Origin of the sequence: Pelomonas aquatica (assembly GCF_026712205.1) — a bacterium.
Taxonomy (GTDB): domain Bacteria; phylum Pseudomonadota; class Gammaproteobacteria; order Burkholderiales; family Burkholderiaceae_C; genus Pelomonas; species Pelomonas aquatica.
This window is the reverse complement of the sequence record NZ_JAPPUW010000008.1, coordinates 67,620-87,918: the sequence shown is the minus strand read 5'-3', so window position 1 is coordinate 87,918 and position 20,299 is coordinate 67,620. Positions and strand designations below refer to the sequence as shown.

Below are 20,299 nucleotides of genomic sequence, written 5' to 3'. Positions count from 1 at the left end.
GCTGCCTGGCCTGCTCCCAGCCCGCCGCTAGAACAGACTGCCCTGCGCCGACGGCCTGGCCGGCCGCCGGAACAGCGCCAGTTCCACCGGCCGCCGCTCGGTGCGCAGCCCGTGCTTGCGTGCGATGCGGTGCAGGCGCGCGCGCAGCAGCTCGGCCCAGACGCCCTCGCCCGTCATGCGCGTGCCGAAGCGGGCGTCGTTGTCCAGGCCGCCGCGCATGTCGCGCAGCCGGGCCATCACGCGCTCGGCGCGCTCCGGGAAGTGGCGCTGCAGCCAGTCCTGGAACAGCGGGTTGACCTCCCAGGGCAGGCGCAGCGGGATGCTGAAGGCGCTGCTCGCGCCGGCCGCCACGGCGGCCTCGACGATGCGCTCCAGCTCGGGTTCGTTGATGAAGGGAATGATGGGCGACACGCTGACTCCCACCGGCACGCCGGCCTCCGCCAGCGCCTTGATCGCCCGCAGCCGCCGCGCCGGCGCCGCCGCGCGCGGCTCCAGGATGCGGGCCAGCTCGTGGTCCAGCGTCGTCACCGACAGATAGACCGACACCAGGCCCCGCGCCGCCATCGGCGCGATCAGATCGAGCTCGCGCTCGATGCCGGCCGACTTGGTGACGACCGAGAACGGGTGGCCGGCCTCGGCCAGCACCTCGACGACGCGGCGCGTGATGCCGAGGCGCCGCTCGACGGGCTGGTAGGCATCGGTGGCCGTGCCCAGCACCAGCGAGCGCGGCTCGTAGCGCGGGCTGGCCAGCGTCTCGCGCAGCCGCTCGGCCGCGTTGACCTTGGCAATGATGCGGGTCTCGAAATCCAGGCCCGGCGACAGGTTCAGATAGCTGTGCGTGGGCCGCGCGAAGCAGTAGATGCAGCCGTGCTCGCAGCCCCGGTAGGGGTTGATGGAGTAGTCGAAGGCGATGTCCGGCGACTGGTTGCTGGTGACGATCTTCTTCGCCTGCTCCTCGATGACCTGGGTGGCCGGCGCCAGGCGCTCCTCGGCGGCCTGCTGGTCCAGCGTGCCCCAGCCGTCGTCGACCTGCTCGCGCTGTTCCCGCGCGAAGCGGTGCGGCATCGCGCCCGCGCTGCCGCGGCCCTTGATCGAGTCGAGCGGGACGAGGCTGGGCTGGGCGGGCGCAATGCGCGTGGGGGCGGGCGACATGCTGTAAATATATACAGCATTCACCCGCGCCGCCAGGCGGCGGAAGGAGGGCTTATTGACCGGGCTTGAGCATGGGCTTCAGCCGCGCCAGCAGGCGCTCGTCCACGCCGGCCAGCATGGCCGTGCGTGCCGCGATGCGGCCCTCGCCGTCGAGCAGGATCAGCTCGCCGCTGTGGTTGAAGTCGCCATTGGGCAGGGCGCGGTACTGGAACTTCAGCAGCGCGGCGATCTTGCGCACGCTGGCCGGGTCGGTGCGTGCCAGATGCCAGCGCGTGCCGTCCACGCCGCGCTCGCGGGCGGTCGAGGCCAGCGCAGCCACGCTGTCGCGCGCCGGGTCGAAGCTGACGAAGACCACGCGCAGGTTGCGGCGCTCGGCCTCGCTGAGCGCGGCCTCGGTTGCGCGCGCCGCCTCGACGAGCATCGGGCAGACAAACTCGCAGGACGTGTAGAACATGCTGACCAGCACCGGGTGGCCCTGGCCGGCATCCCAGGCCAGCGGCTGGCCCTGCTGGTCGGTCAGCGTGGCCTTGAGCTGGTAGACCGAATCGCTCGGCCAGGCCCAGGCCAGGCCGCAGCTCAGCAGCGCCGCCGCGAGGCAGAGTCTTCGTTTCATCGTGCAATCTCCTTGGCGCAGCGAAAGGCCAGGCTGGCCGTGCTGTCGGCCGCGCCGAGCGAGGCCAGCAGCGCAATGCGCATCAGCACCGCGTAGTTCTGGCGGTCCTGCAGGTCCAGCGCGCCGGCACCACAGAACTTGAGCCGGTCGGGGTCTTCGGCGCTGCGGCTGTCCGCGTTGACGAGCAGGCTGTTGAAGTCGTCCACCCATTCCCAGACCAGGCCGTGCAGGTCGCGCACGCCGTAGACATTGGGCGCGCCGCCGACGGCCGGCAGCGGCGTGTTGGCCGGGCGCGCATACCAGCCGAGGATGGTGGCCAGCCAGCGCGGGTCGCTGCGCGCGTCGGGGCGCGTGGCGTCGGCCGCGTCGGCGTATTCCCACTCCAGCCAGGTGGGCAGCCGCGCGCCCTCGCTCTCGCAATAGGCCTGGGCCGCGAACCAGCTGACGGCCGTCTGCGGTGCATCCGCCGCGCCATCGGCCTGCAGATAGCCGGCCGACGCGAAGGCCTGCGGCACCTGCCCGGCCCGCCATTCGGGGTGGGCCTGCAGGAAGGCCGCGAACTCGGCGCGCGTGACCGGCCGCTCGCGCATCGCGAAGGCGGCGACGGTGGCCGGCTCGCGGTCCGCGTCGCGCGCCAGCACGCTGGCGATGTGGCCGGCCGGCAGGCTCACATAGGCCGCCAGCGCGAGTGCGGCCAGGCTCATCAGTGAGCCGCGGCCGCAGCCGCCGGCTTGCTGGCGCGGGCCTTCTTGACGTCGTCGGCCGAGACGCTGCCGCCCGGGTTGTCCCAGCTGTTCAGCACATAGGTCAGGATGTTCGCGACCTCGTCGTCATTGAGCTGGTTCATCGGCGGCATGACGGAGTTGTAGTCCTTGCCATTCACCGTGACCTTGCCCGACAGGCCGTTCAGCACCACGCCGACGGCGCGCTTGGGGTCGGCGCCCAGGAAGTCGGACTTGGCCAGCGGCGGGAACACGCCGGGCAGGCCGGCGCCGTTGGCCTGGTGGCAGACCGAGCAGGTGCCGGCGAACAGCTCCTTGCCGGCGGCGATCTGGTCCTGCGGCGTCAGCTTGCCGCTGGCGGCGGCCTGCGTCGCGGTGGCGACGGCCTTCAGGTTGGGCTGGGCGCGGTCGCCGAGGTAGACCGAGTCCAGCTCCTTGCCGGAGTAGATGCTCTTGTCCTCGGGGCCGTCGATCTTCAGGATGGCCAGCGCGCCCTTGTTGAAGGCGCGGAAGATGGAGTGGTCGACCAGCACATAGCTGCCCGGCACCTTGGCCTTGAAGTCGACGATGGCGGCGCCGCCGGCCGGGATCAGCGTCGTCTGCACGTTCTTCTGCGCCAGCGTGCCGCCCTCGAAGCGCACGTTGTCGAAGATGGCGCCGATGACGTGGAAGCTCGACACCAGGTTGGGGCCGCCGTTGCCGACGTACAGGCGCACCGTCTCGCCGGTCTTGGCCTTCATCGCGCGGTCGCCGGTCAGCGCGCCCTCGGCACCGTTGAAGACGACATAGGTCGGGCGCTCGTCGATGGCCTTCTCCATGTCGAAGGGCTGCTGGCCCTTCTCGCGGTACTTGCCGGCCGTGTAGAAGTCGCCCTGCATCACGTAGTACTCATGGTCCACCTTGGGCAGGCCCTGCGGCGGCTCGACGAGGATCAGGCCGTACATGCCGTTGGCCACGTGCATGCCCACCGGCGCGGTGGCGCAGTGGTAGACGTAGATGCCCTCGTTCAGCGCCTTGAACGTGAACTGCGATTCATGCCCCGGCGCCGTGAAGCTGGACGCCGCGCCACCGCCCGGGCCGGTCACGCCGTGCAGGTCGATGTTGTGCGGCATCTTGCTGCTGGGGTGGTTCTTCAGGTGGAACTCCACCGTGTCGCCCTGGCGCACGCGGATGAAGCTGCCGGGCACCGTGCCGCCGAAGGTCCAGAAGGTGTAGCTCACGCCCTCGGAGAGTGACATCTCCTTCTCGACGACCTCCAGCTCGACGATGACCTTGGCCGCCGCCTTGCGGCCCGTGGGCGGCGGCACCAGCGGCGGGCTGGTCAGCTCCGCCTTCACGACGGGCAGGGCCGTCTGGGCTTGCGCGGGTTGCAGTGCCAGCAGGCTGGTGGCCAGCAGGGCCAGGCCCAACAGTCGGGTACGCATGGGGAACTCTCCTTGTTGTGTGCAGCCATGCTAGGCAGCCCGTGCGACAGCGGGATTGCGTTGGATCAAAGACGGCGGCTGATCCGCAGGCGGCGCGATCAGGACAGGCCGCCCTTGCGCCGCGTCAAAGAGGATTCGCGGCAACCGGCCTAGCCTTGCCCCATCGAATCCAGGGAATCCCATGAACACGCGCCCGACACCTAACCCACCCACCGCCGGCCTCGACATCGAGGCATTCCGTCTTGCGCTGCGCACGCGGCGCGCGGCCCTGCGCCAGGCCCTGCGCCCCGACGAAGCGGCCGCGGAGCTCGCGCACGAGGTGTCCGACCTGAAGGACGCCGCGGCCCGCAGCGAGGCCGACGGCGTCGAGGACGAGCAGCAGCGCGTCGAACTCGCCGAACTCCGCGACGTCGAAGCCGCGCTGCGGCGCCTGGAGGAAGGCCGCTTCGGCCTGTGCGCGAGCTGCGCGGAAGCCATCCCGGTGGAACGCCTGCGCGCCAACCCGTCGGCCCTGCGCTGCACGGCCTGCCAGGCCGCGCACGAGGCCGCGGCAAGCCATCACTGACCCCGACCCGAAGGAAGCGCCATGCCCACGATGAAAGCCGCCGTCGTCCGCGCCTACGGCGAGCCGCTCAGCCTGGAGGAGGTGCCCCTGCCCGAGGTGCCGCCGGGGCAGATCCTCGTCAAGGTGGCCGCCTGCGGCGTCTGCCACACCGACCTGCACGCGGCCGACGGCGACTGGCCCGTCAAGCCGCCACTGCCCTTCATCCCCGGCCACGAGGGCGCGGGCCATGTGGCGGCCGTGGGCGCCGGCGTGCGCGGCATCCGCGAGGGCGACCGCGTCGGCGTGCCCTGGCTGCACACCGCCTGCGGCCACTGCGAGCACTGCCTGACCGGCTGGGAGACGCTGTGCGACGGCCAGCAGATGACCGGCTACACCGTCAACGGCGGCTTTGCCGAATACGTGCTGGCCGACCCCGCCTATGTGGGCCAGTTGCCCGACGGCCTGTCCTTCGAATCGCTGGCGCCCATCCTGTGCGCCGGCGTGACCGCCTACAAGGGCCTGAAGGTGCTGGACGTGCGGCCCGGCCAATGGGTTGCCATCGTCGGCGTCGGCGGCCTGGGTCACCTCGCCGTGCAGTACGCGCGGGCGATGGGCTTGCATGTCGCCGCCGTCGACATCGACACCAGCCGGCTGCAGATGGCGCAGCGCCTGGGCGCCGAGCTCTGCATCAACGCCGCGGAATGCGACCCCGCGGCCACGCTGCAGCAGGAGCTGCGCGGCGTGCATGGCGCCCTCGTCACCGCCGTGTCGCGCGAGTCCTTCGGCCAGTCGCTGGGCATGCTGCACAAGCGCGGCACCATGTCCATGGTGGGGTTGCCGCCGGGCGACTTCGCGCTGCCCATCTTCGACGTCGTCCTCAACGCCAAGACCGTGCGCGGCTCCATCGTCGGCAGCCGCCAGGACCTCAACGAGGCGCTGCAGTTCGCCGCCGAAGGCAAGGTGCAGGCGGCCACGACGACCTACCGGCTCGACGACATCAACCACATCCTCGACGAACTGCGCGTCGGCCGCATCGACGGGCGCGCCGTGCTGAGCTTTGCCTGATCCCGCGTTCCCACCCATCTTCTGCCTGGAGGACTCCAAGCCATGACCTATCGCAGCCTGCTCGTCGCCCTCGACGCGCTGCCGGCCAACCCGGCGCGCACCCACATCGCCATCGCGCTGGCCAAGGCCTTCGGGGCCCATCTGATCGGCCTCGCGCCGACCGCCGCCCTGGACCTGCAGGCCCTGCAGGCCGCGGCGGCCATGGACGACTACGCCGCGCGCGCCGGCGCCACGCTGCTGGCCCAGGCCCGCGACATCGCGCAGCGCTTCCACGAGCGCTGCGAGGCCGCCGGGCTGGCCTCCTTCGAGGCGCTGGCCGACCCCTCGCCCGCCGCCGAATCGCTCGCCCGCCACGCGCAGTGCACCGACCTGCTCGTCATGAGCCAGCCCGACCCCTCGCTGCCCGGCCACCGGCAGCAGCTCGCCGAGCTGGAGCAGGTGCTGCTGGCCTGCTCACGGCCAGTGCTGCTGATTCCCTACACCCACCTGGAGCCGCTGCACCTGCGCCGCGTGCTGCTGGCCTGGGACGGCAGCCCCGAATCGGTGCGCGCGATGACGGACGCGCTGCCGCTGCTGCGCCGCGCCGGCAAGGTCGCGCTGATGCACTGGCGCAGCGAGGCCGATGCGCAGCGCCCGCTGGAATTCATGGCCTGCCTGCGCCAGTGGCTGGCCTTCCAGGGCGTCGATGCCGAGGTGCACGACGAGGTGACGCCGCTGGCCGTCGGCGACGCGCTGCTGAACGCCGCCTCCGACCGCGGCGCGGACCTGATCGTCATGGGCGCCTATGGCCATGCGCGCTGGACCGAGCGGCTGTTCGGCGGTGTGTCGCGCACGCTGCTCGCGTCGATGACCGTGCCGGTGCTGATGTCGCACTGAGGGCCCCCGGGCAGGGGCCGCGTCAAAGGCCTCGCCAGGAGGCCGGGGCAAGGTATTCAACTTGACACGGCTCAAGCAGAGTCGCCGCCGCTCGCCTACAGTGGTTTATCTGCCTCGGAGGACCGCCATGCCAGCCCTTGTCCGCGCACCATCTGCCGCCACCCCCTTCGATGAACTCGTCCTGCTGTCGCAGCTATGGGCCGGCGGGCCTATGGCCTATGGCCGCTGGCTCATCGCCGTGCTCGATGCGCAGACGAGCCTCTGGAAGGACGCGGAGCGCCATACGGCCAACCTGTGGCAGGCCTGGCTCGGCGCGTCCGCGCCGCCTCCTTCGGCCCAGCCCCTGCTGGACGCCAGCAAAGGCCTGGGCCTGCTGGAGCCGGCGGCGCTGCAGCAGGCCTGGGCCGGCTGGGCGCAGGTCTGGGTGAATGCGCTCCGGCACGACGCCACCGAGGCATAAGCTCACGCCCGGAGCCTCCGGGCTTGCATTCCTGAATTCGTTTCATCCGTCGCGGGCGACGCCATGGACAACTGGCGTCGACCCGATCGGTTGACGCCGCGCAAAGCCCCGCCCGACCGCGTTGGCGACGATGCACGGCATGACGCAACGCCACCTCGACCGCCTGCTGACGCCACGCTCCGTGGCCGTCTACGGGGCCTCCGACAAGCCCGCCCGCGTGGGAACCACCGTCTGGCGCAACCTCGCGTCGGGGGGCTTCAAGGGGCCGATCGCGCCGGTCAACCCGCGCCTGCAGACGCTGGACGGCATGCGTTGCCACGCAGGCACGGCCGCCCTGCCCTTCGTGCCCGACCTGGCCGTGCTGTGCACGCCGCCCGACAGCATCGCCGGCCTCGTCGCCGAACTCGGCGAGCGCGGCACGCGCGCGGCCATCGTCGTCACGGCCGGGCTCACGCCCGCGCAGAAGCAGGCGGCGCTGGACGCCGCTCGGCCCCATGTGCTGCGCCTGCTGGGGCCCAACTGCATCGGCCTGCTCAACCCGCGCCTGGGCCTGAACGCGAGCTTCACCCAGGCCGGCGCCCGGCCCGGCGAGCTGGCCCTGGTGTCGCAGTCCGGCGCGCTGATGACCGCGCTGCTGGACTGGGCCAACACCGAGGGCATCGGCTTCTCCCACCTCATCTCGCTCGGCGAGCACATGGACGTCGACTTCGGCGACCTGCTCGACCACCTCGCCACCGACCGCCACACCCGTGCCATCCTGCTCTACATCGAGTCCATCACATCGCCGCGCAAATTCATGTCGGCCGCGCGCGCGGCGGCACGGGCCAAGCCGGTCATCGTCGTGAAGGCCGGCCGTGCGCCGGCCGGCATCAAGGCCGCCGCGTCGCACACCGGCGCGCTGGCCGGCGAGGACATCGTCTTCGACGCCGCCATCCGCCGCGCCGGCATGCTGCGCGTGGACACGCTCAAGGAGCTGTTCATCGCCGCCGAGACGCTGGCGCGCTTCCGCGACAACCGCAGCGCCGAGCTGATGGTGATGACCAACGGCGGCGGTGCCGGCGTCATGGTGGCGGACGCCGCCTCGGCCCTGGGCGTGAGGCTGGCCCAGCCCGGCGAGGCGCTGATGCGGCGGCTGGATGCCGTACTGCCCGCCAACTGGTCGCACGGCAATCCCATCGACATCATCGGCGACGCGCCGGTGCAGCGCTACCTGGACACGCTGAATGCGCTGTTCGACGCCCCCGAGGCCGGCGCCATCCTGTTCGTCCACGCGCCGACCGCCATCGTCGCCAGCCGCGACATCGCCGAGGCCTGCGCGCCGCGCATCGCGACGCGGCGCGGCCGGGTCATGAGCTGCTGGCTCGGCGGCGACACCATCGCGCCGGCGCGGCGCCTGTTCGAGGCGGCCGGCATCGCCGACTACGAGGCACCCGAGGAGGCCGTGCGCGCCTTCGCGCTGATGCAGACCTACCGCCGCAACCAGGCGGCACTGCGCCAGACGCCCGCGGCCAGCGCGGCCGGCGAACCCGACCTGGCGCGCGCGCGCCGCCTCATCGACGCGGCGCTGGCCGCCGGCCGCGAGTGGCTGGACGAGATCGACGCCAAGGCCCTGATCGCCGCCTACGGCATCCCCGCCGTCGCCACGCGGCGCGTGGCAGCCACGCCGGACGCCGCCGCGGCCGCCGCGTTCGAGATCGCCGCGCCGGTCGTGCTGAAGATCGTGTCGCCCGACATCCTGCACAAGTCCGAGGCCGGCGGCGTGCGCCTGGACCTGCGCGGCGAGGAGGCCGTGCGCGCCGCCGCGCGCGGCATGCTCGAACGCCTGCGCCACGAGCGCCCCGAGGCCCGCATCGACGGCTTCAGCGTGCAGGCCATGGCCGAGCGCCCGCATGCGCAGGAGCTCATCGTCGGCGCGCATGTCGACCCCGTCTTCGGCCCGGTGCTGCTGTTCGGCCAGGGCGGCACGGCCGTGGAGGTGCTGGGCGACCGCGCCGTGGCGCTGCCGCCGCTGAACCGCGCACTGGCGCGCGAGCTGATCGAGCGCACCCGCGTGGCCCGGCTGCTGGCCGGCTACCGCGACCGACCGCCCGCGCAGCTGGACGCGCTGTGCGACGTGCTGATCGCCGTCGCGCGCATGCTGGCCGACCTGCCCGAGCTGGCCGAGCTGGACATCAACCCGCTGTGGGCCGACGAGGGCGGCGTGCTGGCGCTGGACGCGCGCGTGCGCCTGTCCGCCGCGCGGCCCGCGGGCGTCGCGAGCTTCGCGGTGCGGCCCTACCCCGCCGAGCTGGAGCGCACGCTGGCCTGGCAGGGGCGCAGCGTCGTCATGCGGCCGATCCGGCCCGAGGACGAGGCCCTGCACCGCGAGTTCCTGGAGGCCGCCGACCCGGAGGACCTGCGCATGCGCTTCTTCGAGGCGCCGCACAGGCTGTCCCACGACGAACTGGCCCGCATGACCCAGATCGACTACGAGCGCGAGATGGCCTTCGTCGTCGTCGACCCGCAGGCCCCCGGCGGCCCGCGCACGCTGGGCGTGGCCCGCCTGGTGCGCGACCCCGACAACGTCGAGGCCGAGTTCGCCGTCATGGTGCGCAGCGAGCTCAAGGGCCAGGGCCTGGGCCGCGTGCTGATGCAGGCCCTGCTGGACTACGCCGCGGCGCGCGGCACGCAGCAGATCGTCGGCCATGTGCTGCGCGAGAACCGCGCGATGCTGGCGCTGGCCAAGTCGCTGGGCTTCGACAGCCGCGCCGACCGGGACCAGCCTTCGGAGATCCTGCTCGTCTGCCGCCGCGTCGGGCGGGTCGGCTGAGCCCGGGCCGGCCGCGCCGGTGCGCCGTCAGCCCGTCGCGATCAGCAGCGCCGCCTGCAGGATGCAGCGGCGCCTCTCGGCCAGCGGCGCATCGCCGCCGAGCTCGGCGGCCAGGGCCGCGGTCGGGTGCGCGGCCATGGCCAGGCCGGCAAACACCGGAATGCCGGCGCTGCGCGCGATGAGCCGCACCAGCGAGGCCGGCAACTGCTGGCATTCGACGGCGTCGTAGAGCTGGCCCAGCATGCGCGCGGTGGCCTCGACCTGGCGCGCGCTGCTGAAGGCATCGAGCCCGGGCTGGACGACGGAGACATGGGCCCCCAGCGCCGACGCGGCCTGCACGAATTCGCTGGCGCTGTCGTCACCCGGGCTGGGCGACAGCAGGGCCAGCTTCCTGCCGCTCATCAGCCGGCGGGCGGCGTCGCCGGCGCCGGCGATGGCGCGTGCCTGCAGCACCAGGGCCGCGGCCTCCTGGGGGCCGGAGAACTCGGCGCTCGTGGCGCCCTGGCGGGGTCCGGGACACATCGGCGCGAGCGTAGCGAAGCGGCCTGCGCGGCCTTTGACGGCCGTCAAGCCACGGGGATGTCGCCTGCCTGTTCACCGTCGGTTCACACGCTGTTGCACGGCGCGACCGGGCGATGCGGCGCATTGGCGATGCGTTGGCGGCCGCTGCCTAGCATCGATGCCATCGAAGCCAGCCGGACAGCGCCATGCAGCTCCAGACCACCCGCGCCACCAGCCACTGCCGCGCCGCCCGCCGCGAGGCCGCTCCCGAGGCCACGGCCGGCGCGCAGCGCATCGCCGCTGCGCTGGAGCTGATCGCCACGGTGCTGGAGCCGCAGCGCCGCGTAGTGCATGCGGGCGACGTGATCTACCGGGCCGGCGAGCCCTTCAGCAGGCTCCACATCCTGAACTCGGGCCTGTTCAAGCTGCTCAGCCTGTCGGCGGACGGCCGCGAGCAGGTCGTGGGGCTGCGCCTGCGCGGCGACTGGCTGGGCTTCGGCGCCATCGCCAGCGGCACCCACGTCTGCGACGCGGTCGCGATGGACACCGGCGAGGTCTGGACCCTGCGCTACGACGCGCTGCTGCGCGCCTGCGCCCGCCACCCCGAGCTGATGCGGATCGTGCACGAGGCCATGAGCCAGGAGATCGTGCGCGACCGCGACTCGCTGATCGCGCTGTGCACGCTGCCGGCCGACGCGCGGGTCGTGGCCTTTCTGCAGTCCTGGGCCGACTCGCTGGCCGCGCGCGGCCTGCGCACCGACCAGATCAGCCTGCGCCTGACGCGCGCCGAGATCGGCAACTACCTGGGCCTGACGCTGGAAACCGTCAGCCGCGTGCTGTCCAAGCTGGCGCGCGCCCGGCTCATCGCCTTCAACGAAAAGAACCGCCGCGACATCTGCATCCCCGACTTCCACGCCCTCGGCGCCTTCGTGCAGCGCCGCGAGGCCGGCGCCGGCCTGCACTGATTCGCTTCAGCCGCCTGCGGCCAGAGCCCGGGCGATGGCCTGGGCCAGCTCGTTGCGCGAATAGGGCTTCTGCAGCAGTTCCCAGCCGGGCGGCGAATCGCGGTCGGCGTCCAGCAGTTCGGCCGGGAAGCCGGACGTGAGCAGCACCGGCAGCGCCGGCAGCCGCGCCTGGGCCAGGCCCGCCAGCTCGGTGCCGCGCATGCCCGAGCCGAGCGCGATGTCCGTCAGCAGCAGCTGGAAGGCCGCGCCGGGCTCCAGCAGCAGCAGGGCCTGCTCGCCGCTGGCGCAGGCCGTGACCTCGCAGCCCAGCAGGCCGAGGAAATGCCGCGCGACGGAGCGCACCTCGGCATCGTCCTCGACCAGCAGCACCTTCAGGCCCCGCGGCATCGCGCCGACGCCACCGGCCGCGTCGGCCGCCACCGCCTTCGGCCCGCCCGGGCGCGGCAGGTAGAGCGAGATCGTCGTGCCCAGGCCCGGCGCCGAGTCGATCGCGACGGCACCATGCGACTGCCTGGCGAAGCCGTAGACGGTGCTGAGCCCCAGGCCCGTGCCGCGCCCGGCCTGCTTGGTCGTGAAGAAGGGCTCGAAGGCCCTTTCCCTGACCTCCTCGGACATGCCCGAGCCGGTGTCGGAGATGGCGATGCGCAGCAAGCTCTCGTCCACGGCGCCGGGCGCGTCGATCTCGCGCCTCACGGTGGCCGGCAGCGCACCGGCGGGACTCACGGCAAAGCGCAGCGCGCCGCCGTCGGGCATCGCGTCGCGGGCGTTGATGGCGATGTTCAACAGCGCCGCCTCCAGCTGGCCGGGGTCGGCCTGCACCGTGGCGGCGGCGTCCGGCAGCTCGACGCCGATGTCGATGCGCTGGTCCAGCGTGCGCCTCAGCATGTCGGCCAGGGATTCCAGCATCGCGCCGACGTCGACCGCGCTCGGCTGCAGCACCTGGCGCCGCGAGAAGGCCAGCAGCTTGCCGGTCAGCTCGGCGCCGCGCCGCGCCGCGCGCGCGGCGGCGCCGACGAGCTGCTGGCCGAACTTGTCGCAGGCCAGCGCCGGCAGCTCCTCGAGCACCTGCAGATTGCCCTGGATGACGGTCAGCAGATTGTTGAAATCGTGGGCGATGCCGCCCGTGAGCTGCCCGACGCTCTCCAGCCGCTGCGCGTGGCTCAGCGCCTCCTCGCTCTGGGCCCGCTGCAGGCAGGTGGCCAGCAGATTGGCCAGCGACTCCAGGAACAGCGTGTCCTCGCCGCCGAAGTGCCGGGCGCTGCGCGTCTGCACGGCCAGCACGCCGATGACCCGGCCGCGATCGGACAGCGGCACGGCCAGCAGGCTGGCCACGCCCGCGTCGGCATAGGCCTGGGGCGACTCGAAGCGGCTCTCCCGGCCCAGGTCGTCGACGACGACCGGGCGGTTCTGCGCCAGCACATGGCCGGCCAGCGTGTCGGGCCGGTTGGCCATGGTCGAGCCGAGCGGCACGCCGCCCATGTCGCCGCAGCAACCGGCCACGCGGAACGCCAGCCGGTCGGGCTCCAGCAGCAGCAGGCTGGCGAACTCCACCTCCAGGGCCTGGGCCGCGACGGCCGGCGCGCGCATCAGCAACTGCTGCGGATCGCGCTCGTCCACGGCGGCGCGGCCGAGCTGCGCCAGCTGCTCGCTGCGGCGGGCGCGCTGCAGCGCCTGCTTCACGCGCGGATAGGCGCCGACGTCGCGGATGGCCGCCACGACCAAGGGCAGGCCCCGGCTCTGCAGCGGGCTCAGCGCGATCTCGACCCTGACCTCGCTGCCGTCGCGGCGCCGGGCCACCAGCTCCATCTGCGTGCCCATGGGCCGCGTCCGCGGCGCCTGGCCATAGGCCTGGCGATAGGCCGCATGGCGCGGGCGGATGCCGTCCGGCACGAGGGCGTCCACGTCCAGGCCGGCGAGCTCGTGCGCCGGGTAGCCCAGCAGCGCCGTCGCCGCGGGATTGGCCAGCACGATGCGGCCCGCGGCGTCCACCAGCAGCAGCGCGTCCGGGTAGGCCGAGAACAGCGAGCGGTAGACCGTCAGGTCTTCCAGGGCCGGCGGCGGCGGCGACGCGTCCATCAGCGGACGGCGGCGACCGGCGGGATGAAGATATAGCCGGCGCCGCGCACCGACTTGATGATCTGCGGGTTCTCGGCGTCGGCTTCGAGCTTGCGGCGCAGGCGGCCGATCTGCACGTCGATGGTGCGGTCGAAGGGGGCGGCCTCGCGGCCCCGCGTCTGCTCCAGCAGGAAGTCGCGCGACAGCACGCGGCCCGGGTGCTGCACCAGGGCCGCGAGCAGCTCGAACTCGCCCGTGGTCAGCCTCACCTCGGCGCCGCCCGGTGCGTCCAGCCGGCGCGCCGCGAGGTCGAGGCGCCAGCCCATGAAGGCCATGCAGGGCTGGCCGGCGGGCGCATTCGTGGCCGCCGCGATGCCGGCGGCCACGGTCGGCGGCAGGCGGCGCAGCACGGCCTTGATGCGCGCCACCAGCTCGCGCAGGTCGAAGGGCTTGGTGACGTAGTCGTCGGCCCCCACCTCCAGGCCGACGATCTTGTCGACCGCATCGCCCCGGCCCGTGATGATGACCAGCCCGCAGCGCCAGTGCTCGCGCAGCTGGCGCGCGATGGCAAAGCCGTCCTCGCCCGGCAGGCCCAGATCCAGCAGCACGAGGTCGGGCGGGTCGCTGGCCATCAGCGCCATCAGCGCATGGCCGGAGGGGAGCTGGGTGGCACGGAAGCCATGCGCCCCGAGGTAATGGGCCAGCAGCTCGGTGATGGCCGACTCGTCGTCGACAACGGCAATGTGCTGATGCGTCACGGCGTCGAGCAGCTGCGGCGTTATGGGATCGGGGGATTCTTGCATCGATTGGGCGTGATGCAACAGCTTGCCTGCGCCCCGGCAGGGTGCAGCTTCACCATGGGGAAACAAAAGCGACGGCTGCGCCCGTCAACCCCGGCCTCGCAGGCGGCGTTCAACCAGGGCCGGCGGCAATGGCCCGCCGGACTTTTTGACGGAAGCACGACCATGACCACGCTGACCCTCGTCTTCAACGGCCCCGCCAGCCAGGCCCGCCAGGCCCTGGGGACGCTGCTGCGGCGCTATCGCTCGGCCTATTTCGTGGAGCGCAGCAGCAACGAATACGCGGTGACCGCCGACGACGTCACCGCGGCGGAGCTGGCCCGGCAGCCGCAATGGTCGGCCCGGCCGCTGCGCAGAAGCTGACCCGCACCGGTGGCGGCATGGCGGCATGGCGGCTTGATCGCCGTCATGCCGGCGCAAAAGGGGAATGGCAACAATCCGCGCGTTGCCCCTTTCGCCAGCCCATGACCGCGCGCCCACACCCGCTGTTCGGCCCCCGCCACCACGCCGAATCCGCGGCCGAGACACCGGAACTGCTGGCACTCGGCCGGCTTGAGCCCGCCGCGGCCTGCGAGCGGCTCGACGCCTCGCCCGCCGGGCTGAGCACGCCGCAGACCCGCGCGCGGCTGGCGGAATACGGCCCCAATGTCGTCACGCGCGAGCTCAGGCCTTCGGTCTGGAAGGAGCTCTGGGGCCGCGCCTACAACCCGCTCAACGGCCTGCTGCTCGGGCTCGCGGCGGTGTCCTATGCGCTCGACGATGTGCGGGCGGCCGTCGTCGTCCTCGTGATGGTCGTGCTGGCCATCGCGACCTCCTTCGTCCAGGAGCACCGTTCCAACGAGGCTGCCGCGCGGCTGCGCTCGATGGTGAAGACCTCGGCCAGCGCGCGCCGCCGCGATGTGGCCGGCGGCGACTTCCAGGAGGTGCCGCTGGACAGCCTCGTGCCGGGCGACGTGGTCCGCCTGTCGGCCGGCGACATGATCCCGGCCGACCTGCGCCTGATCGAGGCCAAGGACCTGTTCGTCAACCAGGCCGCACTGACCGGCGAGGCCATGCCCGCCGAGAAGTTCGCCCACGCCTGCGCCGACACGGTCGCCGACCCCTTCGACCTGCCCAATATCTGCTTCATGGGCGCCAACGTCGTCAGCGGCTACGGCAACGGCGTCATCGTGCGCACCGGGGGCCGCACCTTCTTCGGCGCGCTGGCCGACAAGGTGGTGCAGCAGCACGCGCCGACCGCCTTCGACCAGGGCGTGAACCGCTTCGTCTGGCTGATGCTGCGCGTCATCGCGGTGATGGTGCCGCTGGTGTTCGTCATCAACGGCGTCACCAAGCACGACTGGCTGCAGGCCCTGCTGTTCGCCGTGGCCGTCGCCGTCGGCCTGACGCCCGAGATGCTGCCGATGATCGTCACCGTGAACCTCGCCAAGGGGGCGCTGGCGATGTCGCGCGTGAAGGTCATCATCAAGCGCCTGAACGCGATCCAGAACCTCGGCGCGATGGACGTGCTGTGCACCGACAAGACCGGCACGCTGACCCAGGACCGCATCATCCTGAAGCGCCACCTGGACCTGCACGGCAGCGAGTCCGAGCGCGTGCTGCAGTACGCCTGGCTCAACAGCCATTTCCAGTCGGGCCTGAAGAACCTGCTCGACGTCGCCGTGCTGGCGCATGTGGAACTGCACCAGGTGCTCGGCATCGACCAGGGCTATGCCAAGGTCGACGAGGTGCCGTTCGACTTCGACCGGCGCCGCATGTCCGTCGTCGTGTCGACGCCGTCGGGCCGGCATGTGCTGATCTGCAAGGGCGCCGTGGATGAGATCTTCGCGGCGTGCGGCCGGTGCGAGGTCGACGGCGAGGTCGTGCGCCTCGACCCCGGCCACTTCGCGGCCGCCCGGCAGCAGACGCGGGAACTCAACGAGGACGGCTTCCGCGTCGTGGCCGTGGCCTACAAGGAGTTGGACGCGCCGCAGGCGACGTATTCGGCCGCCGACGAGCGCGAGCTGACGCTGCTGGGCTATATCGCCTTCCTGGACCCGCCTAAGGACAGCGCGCGCGCCGCGCTGGCGGCGCTGGCGGGCAGGGGCGTGGCGGTCAAGATCCTGACGGGCGACAACGAGGTGGTCACGCGCAAGGTCTGCCGCGAGGTCGGCCTGGAGGCCGGCGAGATCCTGCTGGGGGCGGCCATCGAAGGCCTGAGCGACGCGGGTCTTGCGGACAAGGCCGAACGGACGACGGTGTTCGCCAAGCTCACGCCGACGCAGAAGGAGCGCGTCGTGCGCGCGCTGCGGGCGCGTGGCCACGTCGTCGGCTTCCTCGGCGACGGCATCAACGACAGCCCGGCCCTGAAGGCCGCCGACGTGGGTGTCTCCGTGGATTCGGCGGTGGACATCGCGAAGGAATCGGCCGACATCATCCTGCTGGAGAAAAGCCTGCTCGTGCTGCAGCAGGGCGTCGTGGAGGGGCGCAAGGTCTTCGCCAACATCACGAAGTACATCCGCATGGGGGCGAGCTCGAACTTCGGCAATATGTTCAGCGTGCTCGGCGCCAGCCTGTTCCTGCCCTTCCTGCCGATGGCACCGATCCAGGTGCTGACCAACAACCTGCTGTACGACTTCTCGCAGACGACGATCCCGACGGACAACGTCGACGACAGCGACGTGGCCGGCCCGCACCAATGGGACATCTCGAACATCTTCCGCTTCATGGTGGCCATCGGCCCCATCAGCTCGCTGTTCGACTACGCGACCTACGCAATCATGCTGTGGGTCTTCCACGCCTGGGGCGACCCGTCGCTGTTCCAGACCGGCTGGTTCGTCGAGTCCCTGCTCACGCAGACCCTCATCATCCACATCATCCGCACGTCCCGGGTCCCCTTCGTGCAGAGCCGCGCGAGCAACGCGCTGCTGGCCACGACGGCCATCATCTGCGCGATCGGCGTGCTGCTGCCCGGCACGGAGCTGGGCCGGCTACTGGGCTTCAAGCCCCTGCCCTGGGACTACTGGCCGCTTCTGGCGGCGATGCTGGCCTGCTATGCCGCGCTGACCCACTGGGCCAAGCTGCGCTTCGTGCGCCGCTGGGGCATGTGAGCCCCGCCGACGCTAGTACTCGTCGCGCTCCACGCCGACATAGCCCGGCGCGAGGTTCTCGAACTTGGTGTGCATGCGCTGGAAGGCCAGCTTCACGGTGCCGACCGGGCCGTTACGCTGCTTCGCGATGATGATCTCCGCCACCCCCGGCTCCTTGCAGTCGTCCTTGGTGTAGTACTCGTCGCGGTAGATGAACATGATGATGTCGGCGTCCTGCTCGATGGCGCCGGACTCGCGCAGGTCGGACATCATCGGCCGCTTGTCGGGCCGCTGCTCCACGGAGCGGTTCAGCTGGGACAGCGCGATGACGGGGCACTTCAGTTCCTTGGCCAGCGCCTTCAGGCCGCGCGAAATCTCGCCGAGCACGGTTGCGCGGTTCTCCTCGCTGCCGCCGCCGTTGCCGCTCATCAGCTGCAGGTAGTCGATGACGATGAGGCCGAGCTGGCCGCAGATGCGGGCCTGGCGGCGCGCACGGGCGCGCACCTCGGACGGGCTCAGGCCCGGGCTCTCGTCGATGTAGATGGCGGCCTTGCCGAGCTTGTCGACGGCTTCGGACAGGCGGCCCCATTCGTCGTCCTTGAGCTGGCCCGTGCGCAGGCGGCTCTGGTCGATGCGGCCGATGGAGCCGACCATGCGCAGCGCGAGCTGGGCGGCACCCATTTCCATCGAGTAGATGACGACGGGCAGGCCCTCGTTGATGGCGACGTTCTCGGCGATGTTGACCGCGAACGCGGTCTTGCCCATCGAGGGCCGCGCGGCCAGCACGATGAGGTCGCCGGGCTGCAGGCCGGCGGTCTGCTTGTCGAGGTCGTAGAAGCCGGTGCGCACGCCGGTCACGTCCTGGGCGCCGCTCTCGGCCAGCTCGTTGACGCGGTCGATCAGCGCGACGACGAGATCGTCCATGCTCTGGAAGCCCTGGCGGCTGCGCGAGCCCTCCTCGCCGATGCGGAAGATCTTGCCCTCGGCCTCGTCGAGGATCTGCGTGACGGCGCGGCCCTGCGGGTTCATCGCGGCGGTGGCGATCTCGTCGCTGGTGGCCACCAGCTTGCGCAGGATGGCGCGCTCTCTGACGATCTCGGCATAACGGCGCAGGTTGGCGGCACTGGGCACGCTCTGCGCCAGCGCGTTCAGATAGGCCAGGCCGCCGCATTCCTCGGCGCGGCCGACCGAGGTCAGCTCGTCGAAGACGGTGACGACGTCGGCCGGCTTGCCCGCGTTGATGAGCTTGCCGACGGCCGTGTAGACATGCTTGTGCTCGAAGCGGTAGAAGTCGCTGTCGGTCAGCAGGTCGGCCGCGCGGTCCCAGGCCGAGTTGTCGATCAGCAGGCCGCCGAGCACGCTCTGCTCGGCCTCGACCGAATGCGGCGGCACGCGCAGCCGCGCGACCTCGTCGTCTTGCGGTGCGGCGGAGGAGGATGCGGGAAAGATCGCTGACATGCCTGTGGATAAAGCTGTGAACGGACTGGGAACAAGCGGTGGACCGGGCGGGAAAACCTGGTCCCGAAAGACAGAAGGCCGAAACCCCTGCGGGCCTCGGCCTTCTGTTGATGTTGCGGCCAAATCAGGCCGCAGCGCAAGCCGGTTTACTCGGCTTCGGCAACCACCTGGACGCTGATCTCGACGACCACGTCGGTGTGGGCGGCAACGCTCACCGGGAACTCGCCCACGGTCTTCAGCGGGCCGTTGGGCAGGCGCACCTGGGCCTTGGCGATGGGCGAACCCAGCTTGGTCAGCGCGTCGGCGATGTCGGCGTTGGTCACGGAGCCGAACAGGCGGCCGTCGACACCGGCCTTCTGGGCGATGCGGACGGTCTTGCCGGTGATGGCTTCGCCCAGCTTCTGAGCGGCGGCCAGCTTCTCGGCGGCGGCCTTTTCGAGCTCGACACGGCGGGCTTCGAATTCCTTGATCGCGGCCTCGGTGGCGCGGCGCGCCTGCTTGGTCGGGATCAGGAAGTTGCGGGCATAACCGTCCTTGACCTTGACGACGTCGCCGAGGTTGCCGAGGTTGGCCACTTTTTCGAGCAGGATCACTTGCATGTCGTCAGCTCCTTAGACCTTGTGCTGGTCGCTGTACGGCAGCAGGGCCAGGAAGCGCGCGCGCTTGATGGCGACCGTCAGCTGACGCTGGAAGAAGGCGCGCGTGCCGGTCAGGCGAGCGGGCGTGATCTTGCCGTTTTCGGCGACGAAGTCGCGCAGCGTGTCGATGTCCTTGTAGTCGATCTTCTCGACGCCGGCGACGGTGAAGCGGCAGAAACGCTTGCGGCGGAACAGCAGCGACTGTTGGTTGCGCTTGGGCTTCTTGTCCTTGGAGAAGCGACCTTTACCACGGGGCGGGGGCATAGTGGACCTCTGTTAAATCTATCCGGATTCAAATATTTCCGGGTTCTGCGGCAGCGGGTTCGATCACGGTGATGTGGGCAATGAAGCCCCGGCCGTTGCGCTGGTGGGTCAGAAAGCCGCGGAAGACCGCATTGCCACCGACTCCCAGCGCCTGCAGCGCCTTGGCCACCTCGCCCACCGCAACCGCCTTGATCTCCAGGGAGACCTTGCGCGGCTTGCCGGCTTCGATGACTTCGGACTCGGCCTTGAGGCTGGCGTCCAGGGCCATCAGCCCGGCGGGTGTGTAGCGAACTTGACCGAGTTGCTGGATCTGCGCCGACAGCGAAAGCTGGTTCACGCGGTCGGCTTGCTGCTCGAAAAACCTGGTTCTCTAGCGATGACCTGCGCTCAGGCCGCTTCTTGTTGCGGCGCCTTGCGGGCTTCTTCGCGCTCGACGGCCTTCATCATGACCGAGGGGGTCGTGACGGCCTTGTCCTGGACCACGGTGAGGTGGCGCAGCACGGCGTCGTTGAAGCGGAAGCCGGTCTCGAGCTCGGCAAGGACTTCCTTGCTGGCTTCGATGTTCAGGCACAGGTAGTGGGCCTTGGCGAGCTTCTGGATCTGGTAGGCCAGTTGACGGCGGCCCCAGTCCTCGACCCGGTGCACAGCACCGCCGCCGGCGGTGATCAGGCCCTTGTAGCGCTCCAGCATGGCCGGAACCTGTTCGCTTTGATCCGGATGGATCAGCAGAACGATTTCGTAGTGACGCATGTGTACTCCTTGTGGATTCCAGCCCGGGCGGTATGCACAGGCTGTGGAAGCCGCGTCACGGCGTCGACTCGTGACCCGGCAAGGGGGAACCTGAGATTCTAGCCCGGGAAGGCGAAACCGCCAAATCTCCGCCTG

General features: G+C 71.1%; 20 protein-coding genes. 8 read left to right on the top strand and 12 right to left on the bottom strand.

Annotation, left to right across the window (positions count from 1 at the left end; translation table 11 throughout):
• Window positions 1-27: 27 nt before the first annotated feature.
• The 4 genes from NYP07_RS10325 to nirK are packed head-to-tail and all read right to left on the bottom strand — an operon-like array spanning window position 28 to window position 3,911.
• Complete coding sequence (locus NYP07_RS10325; protein WP_268150037.1) at window positions 28-1,152, bottom strand: PA0069 family radical SAM protein; 1,125 nt, start codon at window positions 1,150-1,152, stop codon at window positions 28-30.
• A 52-nt stretch (window positions 1,153-1,204) separates the two neighbouring features.
• Window positions 1,205-1,765, bottom strand: a complete 561-nt coding sequence (locus NYP07_RS10320; protein WP_268150034.1) for an SCO family protein — start codon at window positions 1,763-1,765, stop codon at window positions 1,205-1,207.
• A complete protein-coding gene (locus NYP07_RS10315; RefSeq protein ID WP_268150032.1) occupies window positions 1,762-2,469 on the bottom strand; it encodes a formylglycine-generating enzyme family protein in 708 nt (235 codons plus the stop codon). The genes NYP07_RS10320 and NYP07_RS10315 overlap by 4 nt, the downstream gene beginning before the upstream one ends.
• Window positions 2,469-3,911: a copper-containing nitrite reductase gene (gene nirK / locus NYP07_RS10310; RefSeq protein ID WP_268150031.1), complete on the bottom strand. Its 1,443-nt coding sequence runs from the start codon at window positions 3,909-3,911 to the stop codon at window positions 2,469-2,471. Before nirK ends, NYP07_RS10315 begins: the two co-directional genes overlap by 1 nt.
• A 181-nt stretch (window positions 3,912-4,092) precedes the next feature.
• Between nirK and NYP07_RS10305 the strand changes: the two genes are divergently transcribed.
• The 5 genes from NYP07_RS10305 (at window position 4,093) to NYP07_RS10285 (ending at window position 9,665) form a co-directional block, all read left to right on the top strand.
• Complete coding sequence (locus NYP07_RS10305) at window positions 4,093-4,476, top strand: TraR/DksA family transcriptional regulator (RefSeq protein WP_268150029.1); 384 nt, start codon at window positions 4,093-4,095, stop codon at window positions 4,474-4,476.
• Between the two features lie 21 nt (window positions 4,477-4,497).
• On the top strand, window positions 4,498-5,520 hold the full coding sequence (adhP, locus tag NYP07_RS10300) for an alcohol dehydrogenase AdhP (RefSeq protein WP_268150027.1): 1,023 nt from the start codon (window positions 4,498-4,500) through the stop codon (window positions 5,518-5,520).
• Between the two features lie 42 nt (window positions 5,521-5,562).
• Window positions 5,563-6,396, top strand: a complete 834-nt coding sequence (locus tag NYP07_RS10295; RefSeq protein ID WP_268150025.1) for a universal stress protein — start codon at window positions 5,563-5,565, stop codon at window positions 6,394-6,396.
• A 127-nt stretch (window positions 6,397-6,523) separates the two neighbouring features.
• On the top strand, window positions 6,524-6,856 hold the full coding sequence (locus NYP07_RS10290; RefSeq protein WP_268150024.1) for a hypothetical protein: 333 nt from the start codon (window positions 6,524-6,526) through the stop codon (window positions 6,854-6,856).
• A 139-nt stretch (window positions 6,857-6,995) separates the two neighbouring features.
• On the top strand, window positions 6,996-9,665 hold the full coding sequence (locus tag NYP07_RS10285) for a bifunctional acetate--CoA ligase family protein/GNAT family N-acetyltransferase (protein WP_268150022.1): 2,670 nt from the start codon (window positions 6,996-6,998) through the stop codon (window positions 9,663-9,665).
• Between the two features lie 27 nt (window positions 9,666-9,692).
• Here NYP07_RS10285 and NYP07_RS10280 read toward each other — a convergent pair whose 3' ends face one another.
• Entirely contained in the window at window positions 9,693-10,187 is a 495-nt protein-coding gene (locus NYP07_RS10280) for a Rossmann-fold NAD(P)-binding domain-containing protein (protein WP_268150020.1), read from the bottom strand.
• Between the two features lie 185 nt (window positions 10,188-10,372).
• Between NYP07_RS10280 and NYP07_RS10275 the strand changes: the two genes are divergently transcribed.
• Entirely contained in the window at window positions 10,373-11,131 is a 759-nt protein-coding gene (locus NYP07_RS10275) for a Crp/Fnr family transcriptional regulator (protein WP_268150018.1), read from the top strand.
• A gap of 6 nt (window positions 11,132-11,137) precedes the next feature.
• On the opposite strand, the gene NYP07_RS10270 is transcribed toward NYP07_RS10275, so the two are convergent.
• On the bottom strand, window positions 11,138-13,207 hold the full coding sequence (locus tag NYP07_RS10270) for a PAS domain S-box protein (RefSeq protein WP_268150016.1): 2,070 nt from the start codon (window positions 13,205-13,207) through the stop codon (window positions 11,138-11,140).
• Window positions 13,207-13,989 (bottom strand): winged helix-turn-helix domain-containing protein, encoded by a 783-nt coding sequence (locus NYP07_RS10265; RefSeq protein WP_268150014.1) that lies wholly within the window; start codon window positions 13,987-13,989, stop codon window positions 13,207-13,209. Before NYP07_RS10265 ends, NYP07_RS10270 begins: the two co-directional genes overlap by 1 nt.
• Window positions 13,990-14,151: 162 nt before the next feature.
• Between NYP07_RS10265 and NYP07_RS10260 the strand changes: the two genes are divergently transcribed.
• A complete protein-coding gene (locus tag NYP07_RS10260) occupies window positions 14,152-14,349 on the top strand; it encodes a hypothetical protein (protein WP_268150012.1) in 198 nt (65 codons plus the stop codon).
• 101 nt (window positions 14,350-14,450) lie between these two features.
• Window positions 14,451-17,075 carry a magnesium-translocating P-type ATPase gene (mgtA, locus tag NYP07_RS10255; protein ID WP_268150010.1) on the top strand — a complete coding sequence of 875 codons (2,625 nt, stop codon included), beginning with the start codon at window positions 14,451-14,453 and terminating at the stop codon, window positions 17,073-17,075.
• A gap of 12 nt (window positions 17,076-17,087) precedes the next feature.
• On the opposite strand, the gene dnaB is transcribed toward mgtA, so the two are convergent.
• From dnaB to rpsF, 5 genes are all read right to left on the bottom strand, one after another.
• On the bottom strand, window positions 17,088-18,512 hold the full coding sequence (dnaB, locus tag NYP07_RS10250; RefSeq protein WP_268150008.1) for a replicative DNA helicase: 1,425 nt from the start codon (window positions 18,510-18,512) through the stop codon (window positions 17,088-17,090).
• A gap of 146 nt (window positions 18,513-18,658) precedes the next feature.
• Window positions 18,659-19,111 (bottom strand): 50S ribosomal protein L9, encoded by a 453-nt coding sequence (gene rplI, locus NYP07_RS10245; protein WP_268150006.1) that lies wholly within the window; start codon window positions 19,109-19,111, stop codon window positions 18,659-18,661.
• A gap of 12 nt (window positions 19,112-19,123) precedes the next feature.
• Window positions 19,124-19,414: a 30S ribosomal protein S18 gene (gene rpsR / locus NYP07_RS10240; RefSeq protein WP_233370081.1), complete on the bottom strand. Its 291-nt coding sequence runs from the start codon at window positions 19,412-19,414 to the stop codon at window positions 19,124-19,126.
• A 28-nt stretch (window positions 19,415-19,442) separates the two neighbouring features.
• The gene (priB, locus tag NYP07_RS10235) at window positions 19,443-19,751 is read right to left on the bottom strand and encodes a primosomal replication protein N (protein WP_268150003.1); all 309 of its coding nucleotides are present in this window, start codon (window positions 19,749-19,751) and stop codon (window positions 19,443-19,445) included.
• Between the two features lie 50 nt (window positions 19,752-19,801).
• Window positions 19,802-20,164: a 30S ribosomal protein S6 gene (gene rpsF / locus NYP07_RS10230; RefSeq protein WP_268150001.1), complete on the bottom strand. Its 363-nt coding sequence runs from the start codon at window positions 20,162-20,164 to the stop codon at window positions 19,802-19,804.
• Window positions 20,165-20,299 lie beyond the last annotated feature (135 nt).